Here is a 21,583-nt window from a genome sequence, read left to right as displayed (position 1 = left end):
GCTTACGTGAACATAATAAAAGAATTGTCTGGGCACTTCAAATCTTAGCTTAACAACAGCAGTCCCCGCATAAACAACATAAAATAGGGGAAATCTACCTATGATTTGAATGGGATGTATCCAAAATCGATTTTTAAATCGATATTAAATCACTTGCAAATTGATATTATCATAAAAAATAAAGCCTTAATTTGTCAAACCCATTTTAGAATCCCAACTGCTTTTCCTATTTTGCAATGATCAATTCGAAACTACGTATGTCAGAGATTACCAGACTTTTCGATTTTCCATACTATCAATTGGAAAAATACAATCTTAAAAATGCCTTTGTAACTAAGTATGATGGCCAATGGGTCAGCACTTCTTCCCAAGAATATATTGATCAAGCCAATGCGATAAGCCGGGGATTATTACAATTGGGAGTTGGCAAAAATGATAAGATCGCCGTGATTTCAATGACCAATCGAACGGAATGGAATGTGGTCGATATCGGGGTATTACAGGTTGGAGCCCAAAACGTGCCTATTTATCCAACAATTTCGGAAGAAGATTACGAATATATACTTAACCATAGCGAGGCCAAATATTGTTTTGTCTCTTGTGCTGAAGTCCTTGACAAAGTCAATAAAATCAAAGACAATGTCCCAAAACTAAAAGAAGTATTTTGTTTTGATCATATTGATGGTTGCAAGAACTGGAAAGAGGTATTGCAATTAGGAAAAGATACTTCGAACCAGCCCGAGATTGAAAAAAGAAAGGGTCAGGTTGCACCTGGTGATCTCGCAACTTTAATATATACTTCGGGTACAACGGGAAAGCCGAAGGGCGTAATGCTTTCCCACCATAATATTGTTTCGAATGTCATAGATAGTGAAAAAAGGGTACCCATTGCAATGGGGAAAACAAAAGCCCTTAGTTTTCTGCCTGTTTGCCATGTGTTCGAACGTATGATACTCTATCTATACCAGTATTGTGGGGTTGAGATCCATTTCGCAGAGTCCTTGGAAAAAATGACCGAAAACCTGAAAGAGGTTAAACCAAATATCATGACCGCGGTGCCAAGACTCTACGAAAAGGTGTTTGATAAAATTGTGTCAAAGGGCAGTGAATTAACCGGAATAAAAAAAGCCATTTTCTTTTGGGCCGTAGATGTTGGGCTTAAATATGAACCTTATGGTGCGAACGGCTGGTGGTACGAACAAAAATTGAAGCTGGCCCGTAAACTTATCTTCAGTAAATGGCAAGAAGCCCTAGGGGGCGGATTAGAGCTCATGGTATCGGGTAGTGCAGCCCTTCAACCGCGATTGACACGGATTTTTGCGGCGGCGCAAATGCCCATTATGGAAGGATATGGGTTAACAGAAACCTCTCCGGTGATTTCGGTAAATGACCAAAGGAACGGCGGTTTTCGAATCGGCACTGTTGGCAGGGTAATCGACAATGTTGAGGTGAAAATAGCCGAGGATGGGGAGATTTTAGCAAAGGGTCCCAATATTATGCTTGGCTATTACAAAGATCCGGAGAAAACAGCCACAGTGATGACAGGGGACTATTTTCACACGGGGGATATTGGGGAAATGGATTCCGAGGGATTTCTAAAAATTACCGATCGCAAGAAAGAAATGTTCAAAACATCGGGCGGTAAATATGTTGCTCCCGCCTTAATTGAAAATGAATTAAAGCAATCTCGCTTCATTGAACAGGTCATGGTCATTGGAGAGGGTGAGAAAATGCCGGCTGCCCTGATCCAACCAGATTTTACATTTATCAAAGAATGGGGCAAAAGACATAATCTGAATTTTACCACCATGCAGGATGTGGTAACCAATGAAAAGGTTCTTGCACGTTATCAGGAAGAAATAGATCATGCCAATACCAATTTTGCGAAATGGGAAAAAGTCAAAGACTTTAGATTGACACCCGATACATGGACGATAGACAAGGGGCACCTTACCCCTACCATGAAACTGAAGAGAAAGGCGATAAAAGAAATCTACCGTGATCTCTACAAGGATATCTATGGACATTAGGGCCTCATTGAATAGCGTTTCATTTTAACGATCTTCGAAGTAAAATCAACTTATGATTATCATTTTATGTTTATTTACTATGCATGCATAGTATTTTTTTATATATTTGGTTGCCAATAGGTCCCATATGAAAGAAGTAACCATTGACTATGTCTTGAGAGCCACATGGCAGGCAGTAGCAAGAATGTACAATGAACAGGCGAAGACGTATGATTCGACCATGGCGGTCGGCTTTACTTTATTAAGTATTGATCCTAAAACAGGAACGCCCTCTACCGCCTTAGGCCCTAAAATGGGTATGGAAGCAACAAGTCTTTCTAGGATTCTTAAAAGTATGGAAGACAAGGGGTTGATAGTCAGAAAACCAAATCCTAATGATGGTAGAGGAGTGTTGATCCATCTGACCGATTTCGGTTTGGAGAAAAGAATGGACTCCAAAAATGCAGTTATAAGGTTTAACGAGGTCGTAAGGACCCATGTTCCCCAAGAAAAGTTAGACTGCTTTTTTGAAGTTATGGATACCATAAACAAACTTTTGGCAGAAAAGAAAATATATGATTAACATTCAAAAACTAATTAATACAGCTTTAACCACATGAACAAGCATATTAAAAAAGTAGCGGTAATTGGTTCTGGAATAATGGGAAGTGGTATTGCATGCCATTTCGCCAATATCGGCGTCGAGGTTCTTTTGCTTGATATCGTTCCACGGGAACTTGATGAAAAAGAAAGGGCAATGGGGCTCACCCTAGAAGATAAAGTGGTTCGCAATCGACTGGTCAACAACTCCCTAGCGGCAGCCTTGAAGTCCAAACCCTCTCCTATCTATCATCAAAAATTCTCACAACGCATAACGACGGGAAATTTGGAAGATGACATATCCAAAGTAGCTAAGGTCGATTGGATCATTGAAGTTGTGGTAGAGCGGTTGGATATAAAGAAAAAGGTTTTTGAAAATCTGGAGAAATATAGAACCCCTGGAACCTTGATCACTTCAAATACATCGGGTATTCCTATTAAATTCATGTCCGAAGGGCGAAGCGAGGATTTCCAGAAACATTTCTGTGGCACCCACTTTTTCAATCCTGCACGGTATTTAAAATTGTTCGAAATCATCCCAGGCCCAGAAACAGCACCAGAGGTGTTGGAGTTCCTTAATGGGTATGGTGAAAAATTCTTGGGTAAAACTTCGGTAATTGCCAAAGATACTCCAGCCTTTATAGGCAACAGAATAGGGATCTTTAGCATTCAAAGCCTGTTCCACATGGTGAAGGAAATGGGGATGACCGTTGAGGAGGTCGATAAATTGACAGGGCCTGTGATTGGAAGACCTAAATCGGCTACTTTCAGAACTGTTGACGTTGTTGGTTTGGATACATTGGTACATGTGGCCAATGGCATTTATGAAAATTGTCCAGATGATGAAAGGCATAAGCTTTTCAAGCTGCCAGATTTCATCAATACCATGGTGGAAAATAAATGGTTGGGAAGTAAGACCAATCAAGGTTTTTATAAAAAAATCAAAGGAAAGGATGGTACTAGCGAGATATTGACATTGGATTTGGATACGATGGATTATCGATCTAAAAAAAGTGCCAAATTCGCCACACTTGAATTGACAAAGACTATCGATAAAGTCGTAGATCGATTTAAAGTACTTGTTGCCGGTAAAGACAAAGCTGGTGAATTCTACCGGAAGAGTTTTGCCGCATTGTTCGCTTATGTTTCACATAGAATTCCTGAGATAACCGATGAACTTTATAAGATCGATGATGCCATGAAGGCCGGTTTTGGTTGGGAAAATGGTCCTTTTCAAATTTGGGATGCCATAGGCCTTGATAAAGGTTTGGCAATAATGAAAGATGAAGGGCAAGAACCAGCAGCTTGGGTCACTGAAATGGCTGCGTCCGGTATCAACTCCTTTTATTCTGTGAAAGAGGGCGCTACTTATTTTTACAACATTCCTACAAAAACAATGGACAAAGTCCCAGGACAGGATTCATTCATTATTTTGGATAACATACGTAAATCGAATGAGGTCTTTAAAAATAGTGGTTGTGTGATCGAAGATCTTGGCGACGGAATTTTGAACATAGAATTCCAGTCGAAAATGAACACCATAGGAGGTGATGTTTTGGCGGGCTTGAACAAGGCAGTTGATTTAGCCGAGAGAGATTTCCAAGGCTTGGTCATCGGTAACCAAGCAGCCAATTTTTCTGTGGGTGCCAATATCGGAATGATTTTCATGATGGCGGTTGAGCAAGAGTATGATGAGCTCAATATGGCTATTAAAATGTTCCAGGACACCATGATGCGTATGCGTTATTCATCGATCCCAACAGTTTCAGCACCACATGGAATGTGCTTGGGTGGGGGTTGTGAGTTATCCTTGCATGCCGACAAAGTAGTAGCGGCCGCAGAAACCTATATAGGTCTGGTTGAATTTGGGGTTGGTGTTATTCCAGGAGGTGGTGGATCAAAGGAGTTTGCCTTAAGAGCCGCAGATACCTTTAAAAAGAACGATGTGGAACTGAATGTGCTTCAAGAGTATTTCTTGACCATTGGTATGGCCAAAGTATCCACTTCTGCCTATGAAGCGTATGACTTAGGAATTCTTCAAAAAGGCAAGGATATTGTTGTTGTGAACAAAGACCGACAAATAGCTACAGCCAAGGCCCATGCTAAATTGATGGCTGAAGTCGGTTATACACAACCGGTTAAAAGAAAAGACATCAAAGTTCTTGGTAAACAGGCTTTGGGTATGTTTCTAGTAGGCACCGATGCAATGGAAGCCAGTAATTATATCAGTGAACACGATCAGAAAATAGCGAATAAACTGGCCTATGTCATGGCGGGTGGCGATTTATCCGAACCTACTTTGGTAAGCGAGCAATATTTATTGGATTTAGAACGAGAGGCATTCTTGAGTCTATGTTCTGAGCGTAAGACTTTGGAAAGAATTCAGCATATGCTTAAAACCGGCAAACCTTTAAGAAATTAAAAACATGAAAACAGCATACATAGTAAAAGCATATAGGACGGCGGTAGGTAAAGCCCCAAAAGGAGTATTCCGTTTTAAGCGGACCGATGAATTGGCTGCCGAGACCATAGAATACATGATGAAGGAATTACCGGATTTTGACAAAAAGCGAATTGATGATGTCATTGTAGGCAACGCCATGCCCGAAGGTTCTCAAGGCCTTAACATGGCAAGATTAATCTCCTTGATGGGGTTGGATATTGTTGATGTTCCTGGGGTGACCGTTAACCGATTTTGTTCGTCTGGGATTGAAACCATCGGTATCGCGACTGCAAAAATCCAAGCAGGAATGGCGGACTGTATTATTGCCGGGGGCGCAGAGAGTATGAGTTCTGTCCCGATGACGGGGTACAAGACCGAACTGAATTATGACCTTGTGAAATCAGGTCATGAAGATTATTACTGGGGCATGGGAAATACCGCTGAAGCCGTAGCGAATGATTTTAAGGTTTCCCGGGAAGATCAGGATGAGTTTGCCTACAATTCCCATATGAAAGCATTAAAGGCCCAAGCAGAAGACCGTTTTCAAGAACAAATTGTACCCATAGACGTTGAACAAACCTATCTGGATGAAAATGGTAAAAAAGCCACAAAAAAATATACCGTGAAAAAGGATGAAGGGCCTAGAAAAGGCACGAATCTTGAAGCATTGGCAAAATTAAGGCCTGTGTTTGCCGCCGGTGGAAGTGTTACTGCAGGTAATTCTTCACAAATGAGTGATGGCGCAGCCTTTGTTCTGGTGATGAACGAGGAAATGGTTAAGGAACTGAAATTGGAGCCCATAGCACGTTTGGTCAATTATGCCGCTGCAGGAGTTCCCCCAAGAATTATGGGAATCGGACCGGTCGCAGCAGTACCGAAGGCATTGAAACAAGCCGGACTGAAACAAGATGATATTGAATTAATTGAACTTAATGAAGCCTTCGCCTCCCAATCCCTTGCCGTCATAAGGGAGTTGGATCTTAATCAGGATATTGTCAATGTAAATGGAGGTGCCATTGCTTTAGGCCATCCATTGGGATGTACTGGGGCAAAATTATCCGTACAGTTATTTGACGAAATGCGAAAAAGAAATATGCAAGGTAAATACGGAATGGTAACTATGTGCGTAGGTACAGGACAAGGAGCCGCCGGTATCTACGAATTTTTAAAATAAAAAAGCTTAAAAAAATTTAAGACTATGAGCACCGAAACAAAAAACGAAGATTTACTAAGAGGCGGACAATTCTTGGTTAAAGAAACCAAATGTGAAGATGTTTTTACATTGGAGGATTTGTCCGAAGAACAGCGAATGATGCGGGATAGCACCAAGGAATTTGTTGATCGCGAACTATGGGCACATTGGGAACGCTTCGAAAAGAAAGACTATGCCTATACGGAAGCCTGTATGCGCAAAGCAGGTGAACTGGGACTTTTATCAGTGGCTGTACCCGAAGCTTATGGCGGAATGGGAATGGGTTTCGTATCTACCATGTTGGTGTGTGACTATATTTCGGGAGCCACAGGGTCTTTCAGTACTGCCTTTGGCGCCCATACTGGTATTGGAACAATGCCCATTACTTTATATGGTACTGAAGCACAAAAACAAAAATACGTGCCAAGATTGGCTACCGGTGAATGGTTCGGCGCTTATTGTCTTACAGAACCTGGTGCTGGATCTGATGCAAATTCAGGTAAAACCAAGGCAGTTTTGTCAAAAGACGGCACTTATTACACTATTTCAGGGCAGAAAATGTGGATCTCCAATGCTGGATTTTGCAATATGTTCATCGTTTTTGCCCGAATCGAAGATGATAAGTATATCACTGGCTTTATAGTTGAAAATGATCCTGAAAATGGAATTTCCCTAGGGGATGAAGAAAAAAAGTTAGGGATACACTCCTCCTCTACCCGTCAAGTATTTTTCAACGAAACCAAGGTGCCCGTTGAAAATATGTTGTCCGAGCGGGGCAATGGTTTTAAAATAGCCATGAATGCCTTGAACATTGGACGTATTAAGTTGGCTGCCGCTTGTTTGGAGGCACAACGCCGTGTCATAGGCGAATCTGTGAAATATGCCAATGAGCGCAAACAATTCAAGACGTCGATTATCAATTTTGGGGCGATAAAAGCAAAGATTGCCGAAATGGCCACGAATACCTATGCTGGGGAATCGGCCAGTTACCGCGCCGCCAAGAATATTGAGGATAGGATTGCCCTTCGTGAGGCTGATGGAAATTCACATCAAGAAGCTGAACTAAAAGGGGTCGAAGAATATGCCATCGAATGTTCTATTTTAAAAGTCGCGGTTTCAGAACATGTTCAAAGTACTACGGATGAGGGCATACAGATTTTCGGAGGTATGGGTTTCAGCGCGGATGCACCGATGGAAAAAGCATGGAGAGATGCCAGAATATCGCGAATTTATGAAGGTACCAACGAAATCAACCGCATGTTGGTGGTTGGCATGCTGGTCAAAAAAGCGATGAAAGGACATGTGGATCTTTTAGGTCCCGCAACAAAGGTCGGTGAAGAATTAATGGGAATTCCTTCGTTTGATACCCCTGATTTTTCAGAACTTTTTGCCGAAGAAAAAGATTTAATCGCAAGATTGAAAAAGGTATTCCTTATGGTAGCCGGTAGTGCCGTTCAAAAATTTGGTCCAGATTTGGAAAATCATCAACAACTGATGATGTCCGCCGCCGATATCCTTATTCAGATATATATTGCGGAATCTGCCCTGCTTAGAACAGAAAAAAACGCCAAGCGTTTTGGAGAAGAAGCCCAGGCCATTCAAATTGCGATGTCTAGACTTTACTTGTACAATGCTGTTGAAATCGCTATTTCCAAAGGCAAGGAAGCCATCATTTCTTTTGCTGAAGGTGATGAGCAACGCATGATGCTTATGGGACTTAAACGTTTCACAAAATATACGAATAACCCCAATGTAGTGGCCTTACGTACCCAAATTGCCGATAAGGTAGCTGCAGATAATGGTTACACCTTTGACTAATTCAAATTGAGACTTTTGATTATTCAGAAGTAAAAACCGTCCAGACAGTATCGTCAGGGCGGTTTTTTAATTTGAGTATGCTAAGACATTGCCAAGTTCTTCTAAATATTTACAGATATATTTGTATTTTTTTAACAATACATTTGGATATTGTTAAGATTTTTAGTTCTTTCAAGCCTTAAATCTAAAACTAATAGAAAAATGAAAAAAAGCCTTACACTCTTGAAAAAAATTTATTTACCCTTTTTCTTAGCCTCCTTATTTTTTGTCTCATGCTCAACTGAAACCAATATCTCAGACGAAGCGGAGCTCAATGCGGTTTATGCGAAGTCCTCTTCCAATAAAGATTATATGGTTATTTTAAAGGCCGAAAGTATTCCCGATGGTTTTGAGTCCGAAATGGAAAGTTTAGGGGCGACCGTAAAGTCCGTTATCCCGGAAATTGGGGTTGTAGTCGTTTCTTCAAGCGAAAATGTCAGCAATAAAATTTCTAAAAAGGGAAATGTTCGATCAGTGGTACCTGACTTGAATGTACAATGGATCGATCCACAACTACATCCTGAAGCCTCTCCTGAAAGTATCGGTAGTGACGAGTGGTTCTTTGAAGATTTATGGGGAATGGATGCCATTGATGCCCCAGAAGCTTGGAATACAGGCCAGACAGGAGCAGGTGTACGAGTGGCGGTTTTGGATTCTGGAATAGATGGGACACATCCAGATTTAGCTCCCAACTTAAATACAGATCTAAGTGAATCATTTGTTCCTGGAGAAGATTGGCAAGTACAACCAGGCTTCTACTTCAATCACGGGACCCACGTTGCTGGGACCATCGCAGCGGCCGACAACGAATTTGGAGTCATAGGGGTTGCGCCGAATGCTGAAATTGTGGCCGTAAAAGTACTTTCGGAATTTTCAGGGTCAGGTGCCTTTAGCTGGATAAATGCTGGAATCGTATATGCGGCAGAGATCGGGGCAGACATTATAAACATGAGTTTAGGAGCAACCTTAAATAAAAATGGTAAATTTTATGATGAGGATGGTAATTTGACAGATAAAATTCCCTCTAAATACATACAAGAAGTGATACATGCGCAACAAAGGGCAATTAATTATGCCTATAGAAATGGGGCTACCATTGTAGTTTCTGCTGGTAATGGGTATACTAATTTTGACGGAAACGGTTCTACCATTAAACTACCTGCCAGTTTAAACAACGTAATCTCTGTTTCTGCCACGGCACCTGAAAGCTGGTACGAAAATCCTACTACGGATTTAGACGTACCCGCGAGTTATACGGATTATGGAAGAAGCCATGTTACCGTTTCCGCGCCTGGAGGTGATTTCGATAGCCCTAGTGATTTTTGGTATTATGATATGGTCTTAAGTACAATTCCTGGAGGTTGGAGCTGGAGTGCAGGTACAAGTATGGCATCCCCACACGTTGCCGGCGTTGCTGCCTTGATTATCGGTAAGAATGGAGGGCAAATGGATCCACATGCAGTTATAAAGCAAATAACCAATACCGCAGATAAGATAGATGGTAATGGAAGCAGTCTATACCACGGTCAAGGAAGGGTGAATGCCTATCGTGCCGTTACTGAATAGAATATTAACTAGTTATAAATGAAAAAACCGTCCAAACAATGCTGTTTGGACGGTTTTTATTTTGTGGTATTCCGATTGATCAATCAAGAAAACTATACCTTTTGGCATAGTCCAACATCTGCGCCTCAAAGGTTTCAGGTTGGGTCACTATGACGTCCACGATTTCGCCTGTATCATTGGTTTCAGGCACAAGAACCGGATTCACAAATCCACTATAGGGTGCCGATTTAAACTGTTGGTTACGATCCAACACCTGTGCATGCAATGCTTGGTCAACTTTTACACCATAACCCTCAACCAAATCCTGGGCGGCTTTAAAGTCACCTTCTGACTTAATTCGTTGGGTCTCACGCAACAATTGACCAAATAACTCCCTTAGTTTAGCATAGTCATTGATATTGTAGTATGTTTTTCCATCCTTTTCAACTTTTTCAATAACATTATCGGCTTTACCTTTCTCAAAGGCCCATGCAGAAACCCATTGTCTATTTACCATATGGTCCTCTTCGATATCATTTCCAAGCTCTATCCGTACTAATTGGGTGATCAGACCATTTCTGATATAGCCATCGTACGCGGCTTTACCTACTTCTTCCCAGTTATCAACCAATCCCAACTCCTGTAATTTAGGGTCCATTAAATAATAAAGTCCGACCAAATCGGCCCTACCTTCTTCCATGGTAGAGGCATAGTTTTTTAAGGTTTCTTTGGGCTGCCCAATCCCTGGATTTATTTGCCCAGAAGCATGACCAATAACTTCGTGCAAGGCGGTATGTAACTTATCGGCCAGCTTTCCATATTTCTCTTCCAAGGCAATTTCTTCTTCGTCATGGGCAAATTCCTTTAATCGGCCACTTCCACCTGCATTATTATAAGCATCGATGATGTTTCCTAAGGAAACCGATTTACTTCCGTGTTTCTGACGGATCCAGTTATTATTGGGCAAATTTACACCTATCGGCGTACTTGGCGATGCATCACCTGCTTCCCCGGCCACGTTTACCGTTTTGTAGGAGATACCGACCACATCACTTTTTTTATGGGAATCCATTAAAGGGGCATTATCTTCGAACCACTGTGCATTTTCAGAAAGTACGGCCATTTGCTTCGACATTTCAAAGTCCTTGACCTGAATAATGCTTTCATATGAACCCCTATACCCCTTGGGGTCATTGTAAACTTCAACAAAGCCATTGATCCAATCGATATTTCCTTCGGTCGAAGTCACCCATGAAATACAATATTCGTCCCAGATGTTCAAATCACCGGTCTTATAATATTCGATGAGCAATCCTAAGGATTCGGCTTGTTTTTCATTCTCCGCTACCCCTTGTGCCTTTTCGAGCCATTTAATGACCTCGTCAATGGCACTACCGTACATTCCCCCAGATTTCCAGACTTTTTCAACTACCTTTCCATCTTCACGAACCAAGGTGGAGTTTAGTCCGGCTTCAATAGGTCTGTCTTTAGGACCTTTATACGCCGTTTTATAAAAATTCTCGACATCGGCATCCGTAATGGAGGGGCCGTAAAAATTTATCGCGGAAGCGGCCACATTATCCACTCCTTTTTTCTTGTTTACTTTTTTGGCATCCTTATCATTGAAAATAACATCAAAAGCCTCACCTTCAAGTGGCGTATCGGTTTCTTTCAATAAATAAGTTAAAAAGTCGGCTTTAAATTCGGGTTTGATCTTATCATTGGAATAATGATGGTGTATTCCATTAGAAAACCATACCCGCTTTACGTATACCTCAAAAGCCAACCAGTCATCGGTTGTCTTATCACCATTATAAGTACTGTAGATATTCTCCAAGGCATCCCTTATCTCAAGGTTATGACGATAATTTTGGTCCCACATGATATCACGACCAGCTAAACCCGCTTGGGTCATATAGTACACTAACTGTTTCTCCTTTAGAGTAAGCTCATCGAATCCAGGAATTTGATAGCGTAGAATTTTTAAATCTGCGAACTGGTCTACCAGATATTCAAAATCAGTTTTAACCTCAACAGGTTGTGTTTCCTCAACTTTTTCATTGCAAGACCAAAAAAGACCCACAAATAGGAAACCCAATAAAATATGTTTTAATTTCATAATGTATGTTATTTGATATATGACAGCAAATTTAACAAATCATCCGTTAATTGTTTCATTTATCGACCTTTAAATAGCCCAAAAAAAAGTGCTGGTAATCAAATGGAACAGGTGGGTTATTTCTACATGAAATCTTGAAAAAAGAAAGGAATTAATGGCTAAATTTACGAATTAGGACCCTTTTTATATAATCAGATTTCGATGTGATGAAAAAACCACTTATTCTTCTATTATTTTTAGCCCCATTAACTTTTTTAGCCCAAACCATGGAATATCCTTTTCGAGACAACACCTTAGATTCCGAATCCCGTGCCGAAGATGTCGTAACCCGATTGACCTTAGATGAAAAGATAGACCAGATGCAGGATGTTGCTCCAGCGATAGAACGTTTGGGGATACCTGAATATAACTGGTGGAATGAGTGTTTGCATGGTGTTGCCCGCGCAGGTGCAGCAACGTCATTTCCCCAAGCCATTGGCATGGCGGCAACTTGGAACCCCCAATTGATCTACAAGGTGGCCGATGTAATCAGTTCAGAGGCTAGGGCCAAATTCAACCATAACGTAAAACTTGGTCATAGAAATCGCTACCAAGGGCTAACCATGTGGTCGCCCAATATCAACATCTTCAGGGATCCCCGATGGGGCCGTGGACAGGAAACTTACGGGGAGGATCCCTACCTCACCTCAAGATTGGGAGTAGCTTTTATTCAAGGGCTGCAAGGTACGAATCCCGATTATTTTAAGGTAATTGCCACTGCCAAGCATTTTGCGGTACATAGCGGTCCCGAGTATAACAGACATACCTTTGACGCCTATGCTGATAAAAAGGATTTATGGGAAACTTACCTGCCTGCCTTTAAAGCTGCCGTGGTGGAAGGCAAATCGTACTCGGTGATGTCGGCATACAATAGATATTTAGGTGAATCGGCCACGGCCAGTTCACTGCTATTGCAAGATATCTTACGCGATAAATGGGGATTTAATGGATATGTCGTATCGGATTGTGGTGCGGTAGAAGACATTTATTTAAGACATAAAATTGTGGAAACAGCGGAAGAGGCCTCCGCACTAGCCGTAAAATCGGGTTGCGACCTTAATTGTGGATCCACCTATGCCCATTTGAAGAAGGCTGTAGCCAACGGTTATATTTCTGAAGAAGAAATCAACACGGCAGTAAAAAGGTTGTTTCTCGCCAGGGTTAAATTAGGATTGTTGAATACTCCTGAAAGCATGCCATTTGCAGATATTAAAGATGATATGCTTGAATCGGAGGCGAACCAAAAAATGGCCTTACAAACAGCTAGGGAGTCTATGGTGCTCTTAAAAAATGAGAATAACACGCTTCCTATTTCCAAAGAGACCGGAACAATTACGGTTATAGGTCCTACTGCCAATGACAAGCAATTCTTATTGGGAAATTATTTTGGGACTCCGACCTATCGTAAAACGATTTTAGAAGGAATACAGGATAAAGTTTCCAAAAAAACAATCGTCAATTATTTCAAAGGAACGAACCTTACTGATGATCAACCCATTTTTGATATTATCGGGGAAAAATACTTCCATGGAAAAATCAAAACGGAATACTATGACAATTCAAATTTAGAAGGAAAACCTGTTGCGGTTCACTCCGAAAACCAAATAGACTTTGAATGGGGTGGGGCTGCCCCTATCGATCTGCTGACGCCAGGGGAATTCTCCATCCAATATACAGGGACACTCAATCCTGATTTCAGTGGTATTGCCTCTTTTAGTTTACATGAAAGTGGGGGATCCTATAGTTTTTCACTCGATGGTAAAGAAATGGTTTCAGGTTCAAGTGAAACCGAAAACATCCCTAAAACAATACAATTCCCCGTAGAAAAAAACAAAAAACAGCAATTTGTAATACTTTATAAATGTACCAATCCGTGGATATCCTCGATTCAATTGTTATGGAACAAAGAACAGCTACAAGGCAAGGATGAGTTGATACAGAAAGTCGGTCAAAGTGATCTCGTTATCTATGTGGGTGGTATTACAGCGCGATTGGAAGGTGAAGAAATGCCCATCGCAATCGAAGGTTTTTCTAAAGGCGATAGAACAAATTTAGAATTACCTACTGCCCAGCAAAATTTAATAAAAGAGCTTCACGCCTTGGGGAAACCCGTGGTATTTGTACTTACGAGCGGTAGTGCCATGGCCATAAATTGGGAAGAAGATAACCTTCCTGCTATTTTAAGTGCCTGGTATCCCGGCCAGGCTGGAGGCAGTGCCGTGGCAGATATCCTTTTCGGGGATTATAATCCTTCAGGGAAATTGCCAGTCACCTTCTACAAGTCCGTTACCGATTTACCTCCCTTTGAAGATTATCATATGAAAGGACGTACCTATCGCTATTTTGACGGTGAAGTTCTCTACCCATTTGGTTATGGATTGAGCTATACCCATTTCTCATATTCAAAGCCAGTTTTAGAAAAATCAACCATAAACAGTGCTGAAAAGACCAGTCTAAAGGTAATGGTTACCAATGATGGGGGTTATGATGGGGAAACCGTTGTTCAATTATATGTTAAGGATAAGGAGGCCAGTGTCGCTAAACCCTTGAAATCCTTGAAAAAATTCAATAAAATATTCCTAAAGAAAGGGGAATCGAAGACCATTGAATTTGAGCTTACCCCTGAGGACCTATCAATTTTCGATAATCAGGGAAATAGTTTCGTAGAACCCGGGGAGTTCGAGATTTTCGTAGGGGAAGACTCGGCAACCCAAAACAAGACAAGCCTAATCGTACAGTGAGCTGGTCTGCCCAATAGGGTAAGATCCTTATTTAAATTATGGGAAATGAACTTCTGAAAACGGTCTACTCCCCTGAAAATTTCAGGAAAAAAGGTCATGAACTCGTCGACCAATTGGCCGATCATTTGTCTGCCTCTTTGAACGGAACATCGGATAAGGTCATTCGTTGGACCCCCCCGGAAGATGAGTATACCTATTGGAAAAATTTTCTTGAAAATGGGGATACCACCCAACTTTTTCCAAAAATTATCGAACATTCCACCCATGTCCATAATCCCAAGTACATTGGGCACCAGGTAGGTCCACCCGCCCCTATGGCTTCCTTGGCCGGATTGATAAGCGCCTTGCTCAACAATGGTATGGCCGTGTATGAGATGGGTATGGCACCAACTGCTATGGAACGCATCATTACCGAATTTATCTGCAGTAAAATCGGGTACGGTGAAAATTCAAGGGGTTTTCTAACCTCAGGGGGTACGTTGGCTAACCTTACCGCACTTCTATCCGCAAGAAAAGCCATTCTAAAACATGATATATGGAATATGGGCAATGATGGGGAATTGGGAATCATGGTCTGCGAAGAAGCCCATTACTGCATTGAACGTGCTGCAAAAATCATGGGACTTGGCACCAAAGGCATCATTACGATTCCGGCAACGGATAATTATAGTATGGATGTTTCCCTTTTAGAGGAATATTACCAAAAAGCCGTAAAAGAAAAATTGACCGTCTTTGCAATCGTGGGAAGTGCACCTTCAACGGCCACGGGGGTCTTTGATAATCTGGAAGCCATTGCAAGATTTGCTTTAAAACATAATATCTGGTTCCATGTAGATGGTGCCCATGGGGGAGCTTCCATTTTTTCCCCTAAGTACAGGCCTACATTGAAAGGCATGGACCAAGCCGATTCGGTGGTTATCGATGGCCATAAGATGATGATGATGCCTACCATTACCACAGCCCTTCTTTTTAAAAATGGCAACCATTCCCATTCGACCTTTAGCCAAAAGGCCGATTATCTTTTGGAACAATCGGAGCATGAGGATTGGTATAATCTGGCCAAGCGTACTTTTGAATGCACCAAGACCATGATGAGTATACAATGGTACACCCTTTTAAAAACCTATGGTGAAGCTGTTTTTGATGCCTATGTGACCACGCTTTATGATCTGGGGTCTTATTTTGGTGAACGGATCGAAAAGAATCCCCAATTTGAATTGGCGGTACGCCCTATGTCGAATATTGTATGTTTTAGATATATTGATGGCCGAAGCACTACTGCGGATCTAAACCATCTTAACGAGCGTATAAGACAACGTCTTTTAGAAGAAGGGGAATATTATATCGTTCAGACCAAATTAAGGGGAGTTCATTATCTGCGAACTACAATTATGAATCCGTTTACCACCCCTAAGGATTTGAATCTTCTACTGGATAGAGTCAAGACATTGGCCTTGGATATTTCGACTAGCGACTAAGGGCATCCCCTTCGAAAGGAAATTAGCAATATCATTCCCGCATAGATTCCAATATCCGTTCTTCATTATCCTTGGTCGAAAAGTTGATTGCACATTCGATCAAGGCGAGATGCGAGTAGGCTTGAGGGAAGTTTCCTAGTAACCTTTTAGTCTTAAAATCAATATCTTCACTAAACAAACCTAAATGATTACTATAACTCAACAGCTTTTCAAAAAGTTGCTCGGCTTTTTCCTCTTCCCCTATTTTGAACAGGCTATTTATAAACCAAAAGGTGCAGATAGTAAAGGAGGACGAAGGCAATCCAAAATCATCCTCGTTCTTATACCGGTATAATAGTCCATCATTACTTAGGTTCTTTTCTATGGCCTTTACCGTGCTGACGAATTTGGGGTCTTTGGCGTTTATAAAATCATAGGATTCCATTAACAAGACCGATGCATCCAAATGTGTTGAACCATAAGACTGTGTAAAGGCATTCACCTCATCATTCCAGGCGTTTTCGTATATGTCGGCTTTTATTTCTTTTTCCAATTGGGACCAGGCTTCCAACTTCCTTGTCTTTTTCAAGATTCTAGCCACCTTCACCGCTCGGTCGATAGCAACCCAACATAGCACTTTTGAGAATGTGAAATGCCTATCCTCGGTTCGAAACTCCCATATTCCTTTATCGGGTTCTTGCCAGTGGCGGGAAACAATCCATACAATACCCTTGGTAATACCCCATAATTCCTCTCCATTTTCAATATCGGTTTCGAATTTTATCAATTGGGCATAAATCACATCCATTAGTATCCCGTAGATGTCGTTTTGCTTTTGCTCATAGGCGGCATTCCCTACTCGTACCGGCTTAGAGCCCTTGTAACCACTTAAGTGATCCAAGGTTTCTTCGGTGAGCTTTTTTTCTTTATTGATGCCATACATAATCTGCAGTTTCTCATCCTTATCCGGAATTAAATCGATTATAAACTGAAGGTATCGTTTGGCCACATTTTTATGGCCCAAATCGGACATCACTTTAATTACCATTGAGGCATCCCTGATCCAACAGAAACGATAATCCCAATTTCTGACCTCACCAATGGTTTCGGGTAAGGAAGTGGTGGCCGCCGCCAAAACAGCACCGGTCTTATCGTAGCTCAACAATTTCAAGGTAATCGCACTTCGTGTAATTTGCTTGTTGTATTTTTTATAGGTGGGTGTTCTATTCGTCCAGTTTAACCAATATACCTTGGTACGTTCCAGGTCTAAATAAATCTTGCGCGAGGTCGGTTGTAGAATTTTCTCGTTATATCCCAGAAGAAAAAACCCGTTTTGGATCAGCTCAATCTCCCTACCCTCGACAACAGCATTCTTATTGAAGGAAGTATACAGGAAGATAGTATCGAACTTTTCGGTCTGGGTAAGACTAACAATGAAGTTCCTTTTTACATGTGTCCTGGTCTCCCCTAGGGCATATTCAAGCTTAGGGTCATATTTTACCCGAAATTTGGGTCTGCCCTGAATATGTCTAACATGCCTTGCCACCTCAGGGGGTGCATAATAGCCTCCGGACTCATTATAATATCTTGGCATAAAATCGTGCAACTCGAATATGTTTTCCCCATCGGAAAATCGGGTAATGAGTACCGCGGTGTTTTTCTTGTAACGTTGTTTGATCGTATATTCCTTCGAAACGAGAATTTCAAAACTGCCTCCGATCTTCTCGTCCAATAACTTGGCAAAGACCGATGAAGAATCAAATTCGGGCAAACAGCACCAATCCAACGATCCTGTTTTGGAAATCAATGCCGCACTCCTACAATTTCCGATAATTCCGTAATCCAGATTGTCCATAGTTTAATTATCCTCTAAAAGTCCATCATAAGTTGTTATTGCCACGCAATTTGACGAAATTTATAGAAACAAAAGACAAATCGCGATAAAATAATTCACTTTATGGGCAAAACTATCATAATCTCAAATAGACTACCTGTACAATTACAAATTAGCAATGGAACCATCACTGCAATACCAAGTGTAGGGGGATTGGCTACCGGTATGAAATCGGTTCACTCAGGTGGGGATAGTTTATGGATTGGTTGGAGTGGTCTAACGGATGAGGAAATACCAAAGAAATTGGCCCCAAAAATTGATGAAGCCCTTGCAGCGCATGGGTCTTCCAAGGTAAATTTAAACGCAGCCGAAGTTGATGGCTTCTATTTCGGCTTTAGCAACCGTACCATTTGGCCTCTTTTTCATTATTTCTTGGAATATTCGGAGTTTGAACTTGATAGTTGGAATGTTTATAAGGCAGTCAACCAAAAGTTCGCCGATGCTATCTTGGAAAAAGCAGATGATGATGACACAATTTGGATACATGACTATCAACTGATGTTGGTTCCGCAAATGGTTCGTGACCAACGACCCAACATTTCCATAGGCTTCTTTTTACACATCCCCTTCCCCTCTTTCGAGATCTTTAGAACCTTACCGTGGCGTGAAGAAGTATTGCAGGGTCTTTTAGGTGCCGATTTGATCGGTTTCCATACCTACGATTATGAGCGGCACTTTTTAAGCTCTGTACGAAGGTTATTGGGAATGGAGGTAAGTTTCAATGATATCTATTTGGATAATAGGATCATAAAGGTCGATTCTTTCCCAATGGGGATCGATTATAAGAAATTTAGCGAGGCGGCCAAGGAGCACCAAAAGAACACAACGGCCCAACAATCGGACCTACAACAAAGGCTCAACAGCCATAAAAAGTCTACCCCGGATGCCAAGTTAATTCTTTCGATCGATCGCTTGGATTATTCCAAAGGTATCGCCAAAAGATTGAATGCTTTTGAATATTTTTTAAATAAATACCCCCAATATAAAGAAAAGGTAAGGCTGATTATCTTGGCTGTCCCTTCCCGCTCTAATGTTCCCCAATATCAATTGCTGAAAAAAGAAGTGGATGAGTTGGTAGGGCGCATCAATGGAGATTTCTCTACAGTAAGCTGGACCCCCATCTGGTATTTTTATCGGTCCGTACCTTTTGAAAATCTGATTGACCTTTACACCTCGAGTGATATTGCGTGGTTGACCCCGCTTCGGGATGGTATGAACCTCGTGGCCAAAGAATATATCGCCACACGAACGGACCGGACCGGCGTACTTATTTTGAGTGAAATGGCCGGTTCTGCCAACGAGATGAACGAATCGCTTTTGATCAATCCTAATAATTTTGAACAAATTGCCGATGCCCTTTATGAGGCCATAAATATGCCGGTAGCAGAACAAAAGTCCAGGAATGCAATACTACAAAAACGTTTAGAACGCTATAATGTGGAAAAATGGGCGAACGATTTTATGTCTTCCCTACAGGCACAAAAAGACAGGGATGCGGCCAATGTTTCAAAACGCTTGACCGAAAATCGATTAAACGCCGTATTGGATGATTTTAAGAAAGCCAAGAAACGATTGCTGTTCTTGGATTACGACGGAACGCTTTCCGGTTTTCATGTTGATCCCCAAAAAGCAGGCCCCGATAAAGGGTTGTATGCCCTTTTGGATGCTTTGGTCAGCTTGAAAAACACTGATATTTATTTAGTCAGTGGTCGTGATAAGGATACGTTTACCAAATGGTTCTTACCCAAGAAATATAATATGATCGTAGAGCATGGGGTATGGATTTCACAAAATGGCGAGGATTTCAGAATGCTCGAAAACGTAAAAAATGACTGGATGGAAAAAATTCGCCCCGTCTTGGAATCCTTCGTCGACCGTACGCCCGGTAGTTTTATTGAGGAAAAAACCTATTCCCTCGCTTGGCATTACCGAAAAACGGACCCTGATTTCGGAAATCTTAGGGCCAATGAGCTCAATACCGTGTTGACCAGTCTGATCGCAAACGACGATTTAAGTGTATTGAATGGCAACAAGGTGATGGAGATTAAAAGTAGCAATGTCAATAAAGGTCGGGCAACCGTGCGTGTATTAGGAGAAGGGGATTATGATTTTGTCTTTGCCATTGGTGATGATTGGACCGATGAATTTATGTTTCAGGAGCTTCCTGAAAGTACAGTAACCGTAAAAGTGGGGCGACAAAAAACACACGCAAAATTCTATATTGATGGTATAAAATATGTTCGTGGTTTATTAGAACGGTTTACGGAATAAACAATTCCATTTCCAAATCATCGGAAATTGAACCAGCCATCACCTTTAATACCATTACTATATTGAAAATTACCGCTATATAATGAAAAAAACACTTTTCTCCCTTTTTCTCCTAGTTCCATTCCTTATCTGTTCCCAAACCGATAGCCGTATTTACGACATTATCAATGCCGTATCAGCAAATCGCATAGAAGCCGATGTCACTGCGTTGACCAATTTTGGAACCCGGCATACCTTGAGCGATACTGTTTCCCAAACACGGGGCATAGGTGCGGCGCGCCGATGGATAAAAAGTCAATTTGAAGAAACCTCAAAAGCCTGTGGGGACTGTTTGGAGGTTTTCTATCAAAAAGATTTGGTAAAAAAAGGGGATAATCAACGCATCGTTCATGATGTGATGGTGGTTAATGTAGTGGCGATCCAATGGGGCGCCAGGTACCCCAATCGCTTTATCATCATGAGTGGGGACATCGACTCAAGGGTAAGTGACCCAACGGATTATACCACAGATTCCCCAGGGGCCAACGACAATGCCAGCGGTATGGCGGGTACAATGGAAGCTGCGCGCGTACTATCGAACTACAAATTTGATAACAGTATTATCTACGTAGGACTTTCTGGTGAGGAACAAGGGCTTTATGGCGGTAAGGGCCTGGCTGCCTTTGCCAAGACGAAAGGCTGGGAGATTATTGGTATTTTGAACAACGATATGATCGGAAACATCAAAGGGGTCGATGGGGTCATCGATAACCGGGAATTCCGGATTTTCTCAGAACCCGTGCCTCCGACAGAAACTGAAAAAGAACGCAATGCCAGACGTTTTTACGGGGGTGAGGTCGATGGTATCTCACGCCAATTGGCCCGCTATGTGCATAAAACCACCCAAGCCTATATGCCCGAGCTAAACCCGAAGATGGTATATCGATTGGATCGTTTCGGCCGTGGTGGGCACCATAGACCTTTCAATGATGCCGGTTATGCCGGAATTCGTATTATGGAAGCCCATGAGAACTACAGCCAACAACATCAGGATATCAGAACGGAAAACGGAATTGCCTATGGGGACGTTTTGGAACATGTCGACTTTGACTATGCCAGAAAATTGACCGCAGTAAACGCGATCAATCTGGCCTCCATTGCCTGGGCACCGCCCGCTCCCAAGGAAGTGAAGATCGGGGGTATCGTTGAGCCCTCGACAAAATTACAATGGAGTATGGTCGATGGTGCGGTGGGTTACAAGATCTACTGGAGGGATACGACCTCGCCCACTTGGGATTATAGCCGATATGTAGGCAATGTCTCTGAATTCACACTCGATGGTATCGTAGTCGATAATTATCTCTTCGGAATTTCCTCGGTCGGGGTCAACGGACATGAAAGTGTGGTAGTTTTCCCTAATGAGATTTTGAGATAGAA

The 21,583-nt window shown here is 41.8% G+C and carries 12 protein-coding genes; 10 read left to right on the top strand and 2 right to left on the bottom strand.

The genetic code is table 11. The annotated features are described in order from the left end of the window. Positions 1-257: 257 nt before the first annotated feature. The 6 genes from HPE63_RS00815 (at position 258) to HPE63_RS00790 (ending at position 9,667) form a co-directional block, all read left to right on the top strand. Positions 258-2,030, top strand: a complete 1,773-nt coding sequence (locus HPE63_RS00815; RefSeq protein WP_188312333.1) for an AMP-dependent synthetase/ligase — start codon at positions 258-260, stop codon at positions 2,028-2,030. Positions 2,031-2,157: 127 nt separating this feature from the next. Next, positions 2,158-2,592: a MarR family winged helix-turn-helix transcriptional regulator gene (locus HPE63_RS00810; protein WP_188312332.1), complete on the top strand. Its 435-nt coding sequence runs from the start codon at positions 2,158-2,160 to the stop codon at positions 2,590-2,592. A gap of 33 nt (positions 2,593-2,625) precedes the next feature. Then, positions 2,626-5,031 carry a 3-hydroxyacyl-CoA dehydrogenase/enoyl-CoA hydratase family protein gene (locus tag HPE63_RS00805; RefSeq protein ID WP_188312331.1) on the top strand — a complete coding sequence of 802 codons (2,406 nt, stop codon included), beginning with the start codon at positions 2,626-2,628 and terminating at the stop codon, positions 5,029-5,031. Positions 5,032-5,035: 4 nt separating this feature from the next. Next, a complete protein-coding gene (locus HPE63_RS00800; RefSeq protein WP_188312330.1) occupies positions 5,036-6,226 on the top strand; it encodes an acetyl-CoA C-acyltransferase in 1,191 nt (396 codons plus the stop codon). A 24-nt stretch (positions 6,227-6,250) separates the two neighbouring features. After that, entirely contained in the window at positions 6,251-8,062 is a 1,812-nt protein-coding gene (locus HPE63_RS00795; RefSeq protein WP_188312329.1) for an acyl-CoA dehydrogenase family protein, read from the top strand. Positions 8,063-8,263: 201 nt separating this feature from the next. Continuing rightward, positions 8,264-9,667 (top strand): S8 family peptidase, encoded by a 1,404-nt coding sequence (locus HPE63_RS00790; protein WP_188312328.1) that lies wholly within the window; start codon positions 8,264-8,266, stop codon positions 9,665-9,667. A gap of 79 nt (positions 9,668-9,746) precedes the next feature. On the opposite strand, the gene HPE63_RS00785 is transcribed toward HPE63_RS00790, so the two are convergent. Beyond that, on the bottom strand, positions 9,747-11,765 hold the full coding sequence (locus HPE63_RS00785) for a dipeptidyl-peptidase 3 family protein (RefSeq protein ID WP_188312327.1): 2,019 nt from the start codon (positions 11,763-11,765) through the stop codon (positions 9,747-9,749). Positions 11,766-11,971: 206 nt separating this feature from the next. On the opposite strand from HPE63_RS00785, the gene HPE63_RS00780 reads away from it, so the two are divergent. Both HPE63_RS00780 and HPE63_RS00775 read left to right on the top strand, forming a co-directional pair. Then, a complete protein-coding gene (locus HPE63_RS00780) occupies positions 11,972-14,545 on the top strand; it encodes a glycoside hydrolase family 3 C-terminal domain-containing protein (RefSeq protein WP_188312326.1) in 2,574 nt (857 codons plus the stop codon). A gap of 38 nt (positions 14,546-14,583) precedes the next feature. Further along, positions 14,584-16,023, top strand: a complete 1,440-nt coding sequence (locus HPE63_RS00775) for a pyridoxal phosphate-dependent decarboxylase family protein (RefSeq protein WP_188312325.1) — start codon at positions 14,584-14,586, stop codon at positions 16,021-16,023. A 31-nt stretch (positions 16,024-16,054) separates the two neighbouring features. Here HPE63_RS00775 and HPE63_RS00770 read toward each other — a convergent pair whose 3' ends face one another. Beyond that, a complete protein-coding gene (locus HPE63_RS00770) occupies positions 16,055-17,857 on the bottom strand; it encodes a glycoside hydrolase family 15 protein (RefSeq protein ID WP_188312324.1) in 1,803 nt (600 codons plus the stop codon). 102 nt (positions 17,858-17,959) lie between these two features. On the opposite strand from HPE63_RS00770, the gene HPE63_RS00765 reads away from it, so the two are divergent. Then, complete coding sequence (locus HPE63_RS00765) at positions 17,960-20,167, top strand: bifunctional alpha,alpha-trehalose-phosphate synthase (UDP-forming)/trehalose-phosphatase (RefSeq protein ID WP_188312323.1); 2,208 nt, start codon at positions 17,960-17,962, stop codon at positions 20,165-20,167. Positions 20,168-20,249: 82 nt separating this feature from the next. Further along, positions 20,250-21,581 (top strand): M28 family peptidase, encoded by a 1,332-nt coding sequence (locus tag HPE63_RS00760; RefSeq protein ID WP_188312322.1) that lies wholly within the window; start codon positions 20,250-20,252, stop codon positions 21,579-21,581. The last annotated feature ends 2 nt before the right edge of the window (positions 21,582-21,583 follow it).

Origin of the sequence: Maribacter arenosus, from assembly GCF_014610845.1 — a bacterium.
Classification (GTDB): domain Bacteria; phylum Bacteroidota; class Bacteroidia; order Flavobacteriales; family Flavobacteriaceae; genus Maribacter_A; species Maribacter_A arenosus.
The sequence above is the reverse complement of the archived record's forward strand: the minus strand, read 5'-3'. Positions and strand labels throughout refer to the sequence as shown.